Source organism: Spirosoma aerolatum (genome assembly GCF_002056795.1).
GTDB lineage: Bacteria > Bacteroidota > Bacteroidia > Cytophagales > Spirosomataceae > Spirosoma > Spirosoma aerolatum.
This window is the reverse complement of sequence record NZ_CP020104.1, coordinates 2364369-2377005: the sequence shown is the minus strand read 5'-3', so window position 1 is coordinate 2377005 and position 12637 is coordinate 2364369. Positions and strand designations below refer to the sequence as shown.

The 12637-nt window shown below is 38.7% G+C and carries 13 protein-coding genes; all 13 read right to left on the bottom strand.

Annotated features, from left to right (window positions below; all coding sequences use genetic code 11):
- Positions 1 to 101: 101 nt before the first annotated feature.
- A complete protein-coding gene (locus tag B5M13_RS09535; RefSeq protein ID WP_080055462.1) occupies positions 102 to 1259 on the bottom strand; it encodes an N-acetyl sugar amidotransferase in 1158 nt (385 codons plus the stop codon).
- Positions 1256 to 2023: an AglZ/HisF2 family acetamidino modification protein gene (locus B5M13_RS09530; RefSeq protein WP_080055461.1), complete on the bottom strand. Its 768-nt coding sequence runs from the start codon at positions 2021 to 2023 to the stop codon at positions 1256 to 1258. Before B5M13_RS09530 ends, B5M13_RS09535 begins: the two co-directional genes overlap by 4 nt.
- Positions 2024 to 2216: 193 nt before the next feature.
- Entirely contained in the window at positions 2217 to 2921 is a 705-nt protein-coding gene (gene hisH / locus B5M13_RS09525) for an imidazole glycerol phosphate synthase subunit HisH (protein WP_080055460.1), read from the bottom strand.
- On the bottom strand, positions 2918 to 3856 hold the full coding sequence (locus B5M13_RS09520) for a glycosyltransferase (RefSeq protein WP_080055459.1): 939 nt from the start codon (positions 3854 to 3856) through the stop codon (positions 2918 to 2920). Before B5M13_RS09520 ends, hisH begins: the two co-directional genes overlap by 4 nt.
- Positions 3857 to 3862: 6 nt before the next feature.
- On the bottom strand, positions 3863 to 4993 hold the full coding sequence (locus tag B5M13_RS09515; RefSeq protein ID WP_170061108.1) for a glycosyltransferase family 39 protein: 1131 nt from the start codon (positions 4991 to 4993) through the stop codon (positions 3863 to 3865).
- Positions 4994 to 5285: 292 nt separating this feature from the next.
- Positions 5286 to 6398 carry a glycosyltransferase gene (locus B5M13_RS09510; protein ID WP_080055457.1) on the bottom strand — a complete coding sequence of 371 codons (1113 nt, stop codon included), beginning with the start codon at positions 6396 to 6398 and terminating at the stop codon, positions 5286 to 5288.
- Positions 6395 to 7348 carry a glycosyltransferase family 2 protein gene (locus B5M13_RS09505; RefSeq protein ID WP_080055456.1) on the bottom strand — a complete coding sequence of 318 codons (954 nt, stop codon included), beginning with the start codon at positions 7346 to 7348 and terminating at the stop codon, positions 6395 to 6397. The genes B5M13_RS09510 and B5M13_RS09505 overlap by 4 nt, the downstream gene beginning before the upstream one ends.
- Position 7349: 1 nt before the next feature.
- Positions 7350 to 8225 carry an FkbM family methyltransferase gene (locus B5M13_RS09500; RefSeq protein WP_080055455.1) on the bottom strand — a complete coding sequence of 292 codons (876 nt, stop codon included), beginning with the start codon at positions 8223 to 8225 and terminating at the stop codon, positions 7350 to 7352.
- 77 nt (positions 8226 to 8302) lie between these two features.
- A complete protein-coding gene (locus tag B5M13_RS09495; protein ID WP_080055454.1) occupies positions 8303 to 9058 on the bottom strand; it encodes a class I SAM-dependent methyltransferase in 756 nt (251 codons plus the stop codon).
- Positions 9059 to 9060: 2 nt separating this feature from the next.
- Positions 9061 to 9879, bottom strand: a complete 819-nt coding sequence (locus B5M13_RS09490) for a glycosyltransferase family 2 protein (RefSeq protein WP_080055453.1) — start codon at positions 9877 to 9879, stop codon at positions 9061 to 9063.
- Complete coding sequence (gene rffA / locus B5M13_RS09485) at positions 9879 to 11012, bottom strand: dTDP-4-amino-4,6-dideoxygalactose transaminase (protein ID WP_155297220.1); 1134 nt, start codon at positions 11010 to 11012, stop codon at positions 9879 to 9881. Before rffA ends, B5M13_RS09490 begins: the two co-directional genes overlap by 1 nt.
- A complete protein-coding gene (locus tag B5M13_RS09480; RefSeq protein ID WP_080055452.1) occupies positions 10990 to 11715 on the bottom strand; it encodes a GNAT family N-acetyltransferase in 726 nt (241 codons plus the stop codon). Before B5M13_RS09480 ends, rffA begins: the two co-directional genes overlap by 23 nt.
- A complete protein-coding gene (locus tag B5M13_RS09475; protein WP_080055451.1) occupies positions 11712 to 12635 on the bottom strand; it encodes a glycosyltransferase family 2 protein in 924 nt (307 codons plus the stop codon). The genes B5M13_RS09480 and B5M13_RS09475 overlap by 4 nt, the downstream gene beginning before the upstream one ends.
- Positions 12636 to 12637 lie beyond the last annotated feature (2 nt).

The window sequence follows — 12637 nt, the reverse complement described above, 5'->3', positions numbered from 1 at the left end:
CCGTGCCAATAGTAATTCCCTTTGATTCACCAAACGAATATTTTGCATATTAACTTATATTCTTTCTCAAAGAGGATAGTCGCTATTTTTAGTATATGTCATCAATTTTTTGGCCTTACATCAAGTACAGCACTGGCTGATACAGACATAGGGGTAAAGGCGTATAGTCTTTTCAGTATGGGTTTTAGTTGGTTAATCGAATTAAATATCAACGCGTAATTCGAGGGGTAATCAAAGGTGTTCTTCGCAGGGGCCGCCCAGATCTGGTTGTACTCCTGATCCGACAAATCCAGTTTCTTCTGAATATACGCGCGTGTGGTTTCCAGTTCAGCGTCGGTAGCAAAGGGTTGGCGGAGTTGCGCTAAGGCTTCTTCTCTGGTAATTGCCTGACTTAATACCTGAGCCGACAGGTTAATTTTCCGTTTGTCAATAGCAAACTTTCGGGGGAGCCAAAAGGCCATCGAAAACTTGGTAAACAGGTTTTCATGATGATGCCCCCCATAATCTTTCCAGTTGTATAGCTCCATCATCAGGCGTTTGGCATCCTGCTTTTTATAATCGAGGTAGTAATAGGGCCGAATATCCTTGATACCCTTGACCATCCCCGAATACACCAGCATGGGTAACGTCAGCAGCGGGTAGGTTTTAAGTCGCACTCCCGACCCGAAGTGTTTATGAATGAACCGAAGCTGTTTGGAATCCGAATAGGTCCACTCCTTGGGTTGTTTCCCTTCCGAACGAAAATCATTACCCCGCAGGATAAATCGAATGCCTTCCGAACGGGCAATCTTGTACATCGTCGCTTTTATGGCCAGATCGGTTGGTGTATCGATCCAGGGCATGCCCGCTTTCATATACGCCCGGAGCAAATCCTTTATTTCCTCGTAATCGATCACGTAGGTTTCCAGATCGACCCCTAACTTCGATGTCACCTTGTAGATGTTCTGAACGGCAATTTCGCTGTTGAATCCATTGTCCAGGTTGACCGCCAGAGGGCGCAGACCATACTGATGCGCCAGATGAAGCAAATACGAGCTATCAACCCCACCGCTAACGCCAATAATACAGTCGTACCGACGATTTTTCCCAGCGGCCTTCATGTCAGCTACCAGCTTTTTCCAGTCCTCCCTTCCCTTTTCTCCTCTGGGATATTCGGCCATCATTTGTTCCTGCAATCGGCAGAAATTCGATACTCCATTCTCGTCAAATGTGATACCGGGGATCGTGTCATCCCAGACACCTTTGGTGCATATCATCATGATGGGTTGAATATCGTTACTAACTCTTCCTGTTTGGGGTAATTGACCAATACTGCTTTTCGGGGGCCGTGATAAACGAATAGCGAACCAGCCGCCACCGCCGATGCATGAGCCGTTTGAACGGCCGACTGGAAATGATCGAGCTTACCAGCCCCTCCAGCCGCCACGACGGGTATACGCACAGCCGCCGACATTGCATTCAGTAAGGCCAGATCGTACCCCTGCATCATACCATCGTGTTCAATAGACGTTACAATCAACTCCCCCGCTCCATTGGCTTCCATCTGTTTCGCCCAGGCGATGGGATCCAGTCCGGTAGAGCGGCTTCCGCCTTCGGTATATACCTGCTGCTTACCCAAAAATTTCTTTTTAATATCGATCGACACAACAATGGTTGAGCTCCCAAATTCATCCGATGCGGCTTTAATAAAGGATGGCTCCCGCACGGCAAACGAATTGATCACGACTTTCTCAGCACCGGCATTGATCAGGCTTTTAATCTCGCTAATCCGCTGAATCCCTCCCCCAACCGCAAACGGCATATTGGCTTCATCCCCTACCTGTCGTACAAAATCCAGATCGATACACCGTCCTTCTTTGGTCGCCAGAATATCCAGTAGCATCAGTTCATCGGCCCGTAAGTCGTTGAATATTTTGACGGCATTGATCGGGTCCCCAATGTAGGTATAGTCCTTAAACTTAACCGACTTTACCAACCCTTTGGCTTTTAACAAAAGCAATGGAATAACCCGGGGTCTGAACATTGGAAAACGGAAGTGCTAGTTTATTTATAAACCTGTTTAAACTTTTATTTTATCAGTTTTTGTCCTTCTGACGAAGGAAGAATCTTCGGAGCTGGCTGTTCAATCAGCACGTCCGAAGATTCTTCCTTCGTCAGAAGGACAAAAGCAACTTCTGGATATCTTTATCAAACAGTAGAACAGGTTCATTCTTCACTCAACAGCCTGTTATAAAATTAAAAATCAATTGCTCCCCCCAGTCATGACTCTTTTCCGGGTGAAACTGGGTTCCGTAAATGTTGCCCCGTTCAATAGCCGAGACAAACGGGTAGTCATAGGTTGTCATCGCCAAAATATCATCGGGCTGTTGGCAAACCATATGAAACGAATGCACAAAATAAAAAAGCGCCGTTTGCGGAATGCCTGTTAGTAAACGAGAGTCTTTAGCAACCTCTGCGGTATTCCAGCCCATGTGCGGGACTTTATACGCAAGTTCATCATGCACTCGAAATCGCACCACCTGGGCATCGAACCAACCTAATCCTTCCGTATCACCTTCTTCACTGAATTTCCCCATCAGCTGCATACCCAGGCAAATACCCAGAACAGGTGTTTTCTCGATCAGGACTTTATGGTTTAACACCTCCCAAATTCCCGACGCCTTCAACTTTCGAATCCCATTGGCAAAATGACCAACACCCGGCAGCACCAGTTTCCGGGCTTTGGCTATATCCCGACAATCCGATGAGATTTTGGCACATGCCTTCAGCCGATCAAACTTTTTCTGTACCGACCGCAGATTACCCATGCCATAATCAATGATAACAATATCAGAGCTACCGTTCCCGCCCTCCCCCAGAATTGGGTTTTCCTGATCGTCAACCAAAGACTCCTTCGGGGAGTAAGGGGAATCGTTAATCATAAAAGTTGCTGATAGACATCCCGAATCTGTCGGGCAATTAATCGATTGTCAAACCGACGGATACACTCCCGCGACGACACCGCCGTTGGGTTAGCCAGAACGACCCGCAGTTTTTCGGCTACGTCCTGAGGTTCATAGGTGGTTAGATAACACCCTTCAATATCACTAATCATATCCCGCACATCACCAACATCGGTCGACACTACGGGACAGTTACAAGCCAGCGCTTCTTTCACAAACTGCGGTGAGCCTTCTGAGTATGATGTCATTAAAGCCACATCAACTGCTGTAAACAGCAGCGCTACGTCTTCCCTGCCGTAATTTTTCAACTCGAGGAGTTCCACCGAACTATCCTGAAGCAACTCGACAGCGGCCTTAGCCAGTGGATAGTTCTTGACTTGATTCGAAAATCCCGATGAAAAGAGTATATACTTTTTATGGGCAATCAGTCCCAGCAATTGCCGACTCTCCACCTTTGATCTCGGCACAAATCGTTCGAAATCAACCCCACAGGGAATTACGGCTGGCGATGCTTTCCCTTTGTAAATGGCCTTCTGACGAAGTTGCTGGCTGATGTAGATGGTCCGGTAGCTAAGGAATGCTGCCACCATAGCCAGCATTCTCAATTTCGGCACATTGATATCAGAACCGTGAAAGGTAGTTATGACCGGCACCCGTCGCTGTAAATTAGCCAGGAGCGACGACATCGTCACATGCGCATGAACGCAGTCGTATAACTGATTTGCCAGTTGTTGGAGTAATGCCCGGTGGCAGGATAAGTATCCGAGAAGACCCTTGCCCTGGATAAAAAAATAATCAAATTGAAGGGAGGTATCTAGTTGTTTGAGGGCTTCGACCTGTTCGTAAATAAACGCCTGATGCAACCGGACATCGAAATTCGGCGCGTTTCCACTACAAACGATCAGGATGCGCATAATAGATTACGAACGTCCTGCGATTTTGAACCAGTTCCAGCTTATAATAATAACCGATATAAGAATTAGATAAGGGACATAGTACTTTTTATTTTTTTGATTCATCTGAGAAATACCATAAGAAGCCAAAATGAGCAGAAATGGAACGAGGGGCAAATGAAATCGCTCCGATAAGGCAAAACCACTAGAGGCAAGTACGAATATATACGAGAAAATAACCGACAATATTAGGATGTGCTCCCGTAACTGTTTTCGTTTATAGAGTGCAAACAGGCCAATAAACACAAAGAAAGCATACACATTGCGTGTAAAATAGGCTCCGCCCAACATCATAGCATTGGGCTGATCTGGAATATTTATTAGAGTTGGAAAAGGAGCCATTACCATGAAAGGCAGAAATATACTCCGCGATCCATAACGTGCCAGTTTATTCTTCCCATCTTCTCGGGTAGCAAAGTTATTCATCTGCGATTTAAGGTTCTGGTCGCTCGCGTCCAGATACTCATTAATATTATCAGAGATTGGGGTTGAGGCAATAAAAAACGCTCCTACCACTAAAAAAAATAGTAACACAATACGTTTACTTCGGTTTGTTATCCTTCTGGAAGTAAGGGCAGTTGCCATAGCTACCGATCCGATCATACAACCAGCTAAAACTGTCCGAAAAAAGAAGAGAGAGGCTCCAGCAAGACCAAGCAAAAAAATGTCACGTAGTCCTAGTGCACGAGAACGAATTAATCTATCGGCTATAAAAACAAAACAAACTACGAGAAAAAGCATTTCTGTCTCCTTCACATGTAAACCGCAGTAATAGATCAAATTCGGAAGCAACATGGTCATAATACCCGCCATTCGTCCCGTTTCTTCGCCAAAGTTATTCCGAGCAATTTTATATACTAATAAACAGGTATAAGCACTAATAAGAGCTTTAATGAGACGAGGTACAAACAGATTTTCTCCCAGGATATAATAGAGTAGTCCCAGATAAAATGGATAACCCATATCGGAATAGTTTGTACCAATATAGGTTAGATACTGATCAAACTTGCCTGTATTGAGAAGACTAACTAACCATACTGCTTCGCCATGATACCCTCTCGAATCAGCGGCCTGAAACTCAAAGGGTATCCCTGTCATCGAAATATAGAAAAAATAACTAAATACAACCCAAATAATACGAATGAATAAGGCCGTTCTAAACAAAAGTTTGGAATAAACAGCGGCTGGTAATTTTACCCACCTCGTGGATAATTTGGACGATAGTGTGAAGAACAACAGGACTTCAACTACATTAAATAGCATCCATTGAAAGGGTATAACACGTTGAAGAAATATCAAAGTAGCTAATAACGTGATGACCCAGAAAGTAAGGATTCCTTTCCGGGTAAAATAATGAGGAATATAGGTAACCAAGGTGTTAGTCATCTGCTTATACTACCATTCGATAGTATTCTTTCAAGGTTTGTATGTGCCGCTGAATTGAATAGGTATTCCGAACGGAAACAGCGTTTTCAGCGGCTTTTTCCCGAAAACTAGTTTTTCTATATTTAAAACAGTGAAACTTGGTTATCAGATCGTTAATATCCTTCGTTTTATATAAGGTAGCCCAGTTACCGTTCTCCGTAATTTCCTGCATAACTATCCAGTCGTTTACAAAAACAGGAATTCCTACAGCCATTGCCTCTACTACAGCGATACCGAACGTATCATGATCACTTGCATAGACAAAAGCATCCAGATCTTTCAGGATAGACGGTACATCTTGCCTGGAGCCTATGAAATGGACCCAATTCATTAGTCCGTTTGCAGTACAGAATGCCATACAATCGTCATACAAAGAGGGAGCCGATTCGCTCCTGGCACCTACAAAAACAAAATGAAAATCAATTGATTTTTTTTTAAGCTCGAGGAGAAATTTACAGATTGTTAGTTGATCTCTTACAGCAACAAAATTTCCAACGCTTCCGATCAGTAATGCTGATGGTGAAATTCCTAATTCCTGCCGAATACTAGTCTTAATCGTCAGTTCAAACTTTCCAAAGTCCACTCCATTGTATAGCACTTTCTGTTTTTGCGGAACATTATTCAACGAATAGGCTGCCATATAATGCGCCCGTAGATGCTGACTAACATATAGATTTAAGCTCGTACGTTGAATAATAAATTGAACGAGTCGATGCGCTAACCTGCTATAATTGAAATCATATCCATGAAAACTCAATATAATACGTATTCCTGTTCCTACACTAGACCAATAAGCCAAAAACGCATCCAATGGTAACTGAGCATGTACTATTTGTATGCCTTCCGTTTGAAATAACTTCCGAAGCCTCATAAAATAGCCTGGATCAAACGAATGCATGATTGGATAATGATAGAGCGGAACACCTGTCCGTTGAAATTCATGAAGCAGTACCCCATTTTTTCGATGAACCAACAGACAATCCAATTCTGCATTCGCTGCCTGTTTCAAGGTATCAAGCAAAAGCGTTTCTGTGCCACCTCGCTCAAGAGCGCCTAGCATAAAGGCAACTTTGGTCATCGAACAAGCCGAAGAATACCCTGTTTCAGAAACGATCCCATGCGTAGCCCCCTAAAATAAAGATGAGCCAATTGAACAGGTAACTGATAGATGACCTGATAGAAGTAAGATTGTTTAGAAAAATCAACCTCTCCCAGTATAGACTTAACCTCTTCGGTAAACTTTCCAGCTAAATAATAAGGCAATAAACAGCGCACCCTTAGTCCATCCAAAAGGCTTTTCAGAACACTGGATTGCTGTTCAAGAGCACTCAGAAAAGACAGATTAAAAACAAAATGAGAAGCTGGTTGGTATAGAGTAACTCCTCCAATCGCACGATTAGAACCATCAACATCCTGATTAGAGAAGGCTAATGGTTTATTAAGATAGGCTACTTTACCAATCAATGCCAGACGAATCCATAAGTTAAAATCTTCACCAAGTCGCAAAGTTGGGCAAAAGCCGCCAACGCTCAGAAACGCTGATTTTCGGACGGCGACGAAAGAACAATTTATTGGTACACAAAAGCTTTTAGCATATATGGATACATAGTCAATATACCCCGACGCGAAGTTTTCTGGTAAACCTTTCCATTCAATACGAGACTTTCCATTCTTGATATAATAGTAGTTTGTTCCATAAAAAGTAGCATCTTCATAATCCTGAATCAGGATTGCTAGCTCGTCTAAAAAAGAAGAGTGCCACCAATCATCAGCATCAAGGAAAGCAATGAAATCATAACAAGCGATTTTTACACCATTGTTTCTCGCTATCGAAACCCCAAGATTTTCCTGATTAATAATCTTTATTCTAGGATCAGTAAAGTGAGTAACTATTTCAAGGCTCTTGTCGGTTGATCCATCATTGACAATTATTAATTCAAAATCCTGGCAAGTTTGATCTAGTACTGATTCAATTGCTTTTTTAATATACTTAGCTTTATTGTAAAGGGGAATAACAATAGAAAACATGTTAAACACACAATGTTTTCAAAGCCGATAGAACTTCAGCCTGTTTACTAGTATGAAAAAAAAGATAATCATTTAAATCATAGCTCTCTAACGTCCATTGCTTTATAGTAATGGAGTCAAGCAATTTAAAAGATTTTAGTTTATTTTTAGCTTGATTAAGCTGAATGGCCTGGTAACCAATTTCTTTCAGTAAAGCGCATACTTTACTGGCGCGGTCTTGAGTAAATTCAAGTACTTCACTGGAGAAACTATCTAGAACTTCACATAGAATCAAAGGCTTATATCTGCTAATGGATTCTTTCATACCAGCCAATACTTCTAGCTCTGCTCCTTCTACATCGATTTTAACAAATGATAATTGATTATCTAGGTAAAGAGAATCATACGGTATGCAGTTAATAACCTGTGAATCAACAAAATAATTTGGTCTTAATGATTCAACAACTGATGCAGAAGCATCAGAATTTTCGTTCATTCTTAGTACAAGTTTTTGTTCTTTATCTGATAGAGCAAAATTTTCAACTCTACAGTTTCCATAGTTGTTTATCAATATTAATTCTTTAATATAGCTAAAGCAAATCGGATTAGGCTCAAAGCCTACATAATTAATGCTCCTATCAATAGCTTTCAATAAAGTTTGACCAATGTTTGTGCCTATGTCAACAAATGACCCACGATTTTCAGGGCAAAATTTCCTAAATAAGGGAGTAAAGCAATCCTGATGAAGGAAAAGATTTGGATAACCAACTCCTTTATTAACGGGTATTTTAGCTATGCCTCCTTCTATATAGATAATCGCATTAAGTTTAACATACTTCAGTAGCTTTATTTTTTTTAAAATTCTCAATAAAAAATAAGGCAGTAAATGCTTTCGCATAAAAATAGATATTGGCTAGATTGCTACTTAAGATATAGATGCATTTGTTGCCAACAAAAACAAGATATTTTTATAGTTTATAATAGCTGGGCTAATACGCAAACATCTTCATTAGGCCTATTATGTGTAAAAGGTATATTTGCCAGAGAATCATCTAAAGTAATTTCCCGAATATTCTTATATTTCTGCGTCGAATCTAATTGATAAATTAAACCTTCAATATCATAACACCATTCATGCTTCTCATATCGTACGCTATGTGTAAAAATAGAAAAGTAAAAGCTGTTAGGGCTATCTTTCTTAATTCTATTTAAAGACCAATCGAAATTATTCCTGATCTGCCCAGACAGATAGAAGTCAATATATTTTTTCAAATCAGGGGTTGTGATAAGTATATAACCATCCTGCTTCAAAAGTTTAGCACAATTAGCCAAAACAGTTAATCCATCTTCAGGGGTAAAATGTTCAAATACATGCTGCATTCTAATTAAATCGAATTTACCTAATTTACTTAATTCAGATTGAGTGGCATTAACTATATCCATTCGAAAATATTTACCCTCTCTATTTACCAAGGTATCAGGAAATAAGTCTACGTATGTGAAATTATCTTCAAAAACACCACCACATCCTATTTCAAGCCATCTTGTTCTACCTTCTTCCAGCAGTTTCCCCTTCAGTCCACCATTAGCAGTCGCTTTTATAAACTTACCTTTCTCTCTGAGAAGTGGATATTCTTTTTCAAGCGTAGCAACTTGATACGTATTTATTTTCTTTTTGGAGATAATAACAAATCCAAGCTTTTCAATAAATGTGGCAATAAACTTTTTCATTCTTATTTTTTAATTATGTATTTATCAAATCTAAACAGCAGCCGGTACAAATTTATTACAATGAACCAAGCTAGCTTATTCTGCTTAATACGTTTGATAATCAAGCTATCTTTAGCAAATTGTTGGTAATCAAGAAGAATACTCCTTGGTATAACCTCCTCCAAAACTCTGCTACGCTCAATTGTATCCAAATCCTTGTTGGTAGTGCTTATGCCATTCGAATCAAACCAAACAAGGTCTATATCACGGTAAGCTACCTTCTCATTGTTCATTCCTATAGAAATCAGGTAAAACTTCCAATCGGATACAATTTTCAATGTTTCATCATAGAGACCGTAGGTCTCGAAAAGTGATTTCTTTATGTAAGCAGGTGAATGAAAAAAAGTAGACATAAACATATCCAACAAGGTTATCTGCCTGCCTTCAAAACTTTTTTCTACTTTACTAATTCCGTTAAAATCTCTCAATTTATTTCCATAGAGTATATTGCATTCGGGCATATCTTCTAACATAAGCTCAGTCACATTATTAGCTAAAAGGTAATCTCCAGAATTTAAAAATTGGCAATACTCGCCCTTTGCCTGTAAAATTCCTTTATTCATTGCATGATAGATTCCTTTGTCTTTTTCACTAATCCAGTACGATATAGACTTCTCATATTTTTTAATTATATCTACACTTCCATCAATAGAGCCTCCATCAATAACTAAATATTCAAACTCTGGCGACGTTTGACTAACTACACTCTCTATAGTCTTACGTAATCCCTGTGCATTATTATAATTAATTGTTATAATAGAGAGCTTAGGTGGCCTACTCATTAGAAGTTAATATCGTTGAGTATCTTAACAATCCGGTCAATTTCTGTATAGTTTAATTCATAAAACATAGGCAAACGAACTAAACAATCGCTAAAAAAATCTGAGTTTGGTAAAAGTCGGCCATCATGTTTAGATTGGTAATATTCGCTTTTATGCAAACTTAAATAGTGAAATACAGCCAGAATACCACTGCTCTTCAAAGTATCAATCAAACATTGCCGCACTGAAATCGATTTACAGGTCAAATAAAACATATGCGCATTATTTGTAGCATAATCGGGCAATGCCGGAAGTGCAAAAAAACCTTTTTGAGCCAAAGGCTCTAATAGTCGATAATAATATTCCCATAAATTAGTTCGTCTAGTCTGAATATTACTTAAGTGCTCTATTTGAGCATATAAAAAGGCCGAGGTAACCTCGGATGGCAGAAAAGAAGAGCCAGTGTCTACCCACCCATACTTATTAATCTCTCCACGAAAAAATTCTGCCCTATTCGTTCCCTTCTCCCAGATAATCTCCGCTCTATGTATAAAACGAGGGTCATTAATGGCAATCATTCCTCCCTCACCTGAGATAATATTTTTAGTTTCATGAAAAGAAAAAGCCGCCAAATGGCCAATCGACCCTAATGGCCTACCCTTATAATACGAATCTATTGCCTGAGCAGCATCTTCAATAACCAATAGATTATACTTCTCAGCCAATAACATGAGTTGATCCATATCACAAGCTATGCCAGCATAATGCACTGGCACAATAGCTTTTGTTTTTGCAGTAATTAGTGCTTCAACTTTATTAACATCCAGGTTAGGATGGTCAACGCAACTATCAGCAAATACTATAACTGCTCCCTGGCGTATAAATGCCAGGGCCGTCGAAACAAAAGTGTAGGATGGAACTATAACCTCATCACCAGGCTCAATATTAGCTAGTAGAGCTGCCATTTCAAGAGCATCAGTACAAGAGGTCGTTAAAAGTACTTTCAGAAATCCATACTTTTGTTCAAAAAAAGTATGACATTTCTGAGTAAACGTACCATTACCAGAAATTTTTCCTGATAATACAGCCTCACGAATGTAATCAGTTTCTTTACCAGAAAGATATGGCTTATTAAAGGGGATTGTATTTATCACTCCAATAATGATATATAGATATTACTTGCTTAACATGGAAACCATTCTTTTCATAAAATTTACAAGCTGAATAGTTCTTACTTTGGGTAGCTACAGAAACAGTAGTATAATTATTATTAAATGCAAATAATGATACAGTATCTAATAACTTAGTTCCTATACCAAAGCCTCTAAAAGCTGAATTAACAGCGATAATTCCAATAGAAACATCTAATACATTTTTTTTTATTGTAACTAAGCCAACAGGTTTTTCAGTTTTATAATATGCATAGCACTCATCAGCAATAGTACCATCTAATGATTTCCTTAACCATTCCTCGTATAATCTTTCAAATTCATCGTTAACAAAATGCTTATCAATTTTATATCTAGAGTAAATACCACTTTGTAAAGCTAAATTTTTAAATGGCAGAAAGTATGAATGCATAATTGATTTAATATCAGTAATTCTATTATAAGTAAACTCAAATGATAATTGTTTTTTATATATAATTTTTTGATCAACTAAATCTAGATTAAGTCTTTCACAAAAATCTCTAGTAAGTTCAATGTACTCAGGTACAAATACGTATAAAAGTTTATATTTTGTACTCGCCTGTTCAAATAATTTATTTAAATAATCCTCATCAGAATTATTTATAAGCTCAATTATACCCACAGGGTAACCAAAAAAAGAGCTGTCCCATTCTAAATATTTTATCACTCGAAATTAATTTTACTTGAAATAATATATGTTGGTCTATCTTTTACTTTTTCAAATACTTTACCTACATATATGCCAACAATGCCAACTATAGCGATGATAAGCCCCCCAAGAAACCAAATTGACAAAATTATACTAGCATAACCAGGAACCATTATACTTCCATTCAAATACTTTATAAACGTAATAAAGCCAAACAGAAGCGATAAAGCCGTTAATAAAAAACCAAAACTGACTGTTAAGCGGAGTGGCTTATCAGAAAAAGCAATCATATTGTTGAATGCTAATTTCATTAATGCACCAAAATTGTAAGAAGATTTGCCAACGGATCGCCTTGCATGCTCAACAGTAATTTTTGTTCGGTTAAATCCAACCCAATGTACCATAGTTGGAAAATATCTAATAGAGTCTTTCATATTTAAAATAGCATTTACCACATCCCGATGATAAATACCAAAATTAGCTACGCTAGCATCCTGTTCAGTATCAGTAAGGTAGCTAAAAACGCTATAAAAAATCTTTGAAAAAAATCTCTTTAACCAGCTATCTTGCCTGTTAGTTCGCATGGCTAAAACAATATCATACCCTTGCTGTGCTTTTTTAAAAAGTTTTATAATTTCTTCAGGCTGATCTTGAAGATCTCCATCCATAACAACTATCCAATTACCAGATGAATTTTGTAAACCAGCAGTTATAGCATAATGTTGACCAAAATTGCGAGATAAATTAACGCCCTTAATCCTTTTATCAACCTCAGCTAAAGATAATACGCTACGCCAGTCATTATCAGGGCTCCCATCATTTATGTAAATAATTTCAAAATCCTTTGAAAATAAGCATAAAGAATTAACTAAGCGTCCTGTAAGTAACTCTATGTGTTCGTTGCATCTGTACAAAGGAATTATAACTGAAATTTCCACAG

What these genes read in the sequence shown, in the direction of transcription:
- B5M13_RS09535 (WP_080055462.1), bottom strand. Translation starts at nt 1,259, where the DNA reads ATGATGATATGCACCAAAGGTGTCTGGGATGACACGATCCCCGGTATC.
- B5M13_RS09530 (WP_080055461.1), bottom strand. Translation starts at nt 2,023, where the DNA reads ATGTTCAGACCCCGGGTTATTCCATTGCTTTTGTTAAAAGCCAAAGGG.
- hisH (WP_080055460.1), bottom strand. Translation starts at nt 2,921, where the DNA reads ATGATTAACGATTCCCCTTACTCCCCGAAGGAGTCTTTGGTTGACGAT.
- B5M13_RS09520 (WP_080055459.1), bottom strand. Translation starts at nt 3,856, where the DNA reads ATGCGCATCCTGATCGTTTGTAGTGGAAACGCGCCGAATTTCGATGTC.
- B5M13_RS09515 (WP_170061108.1), bottom strand. Translation starts at nt 4,993, where the DNA reads ATGACAGGGATACCCTTTGAGTTTCAGGCCGCTGATTCGAGAGGGTAT.
- B5M13_RS09510 (WP_080055457.1), bottom strand. Translation starts at nt 6,398, where the DNA reads ATGACCAAAGTTGCCTTTATGCTAGGCGCTCTTGAGCGAGGTGGCACA.
- B5M13_RS09505 (WP_080055456.1), bottom strand. Translation starts at nt 7,348, where the DNA reads ATGTTTTCTATTGTTATTCCCCTTTACAATAAAGCTAAGTATATTAAA.
- B5M13_RS09500 (WP_080055455.1), bottom strand. Translation starts at nt 8,225, where the DNA reads ATGCGAAAGCATTTACTGCCTTATTTTTTATTGAGAATTTTAAAAAAA.
- B5M13_RS09495 (WP_080055454.1), bottom strand. Translation starts at nt 9,058, where the DNA reads ATGAAAAAGTTTATTGCCACATTTATTGAAAAGCTTGGATTTGTTATT.
- B5M13_RS09490 (WP_080055453.1), bottom strand. Translation starts at nt 9,879, where the DNA reads ATGAGTAGGCCACCTAAGCTCTCTATTATAACAATTAATTATAATAAT.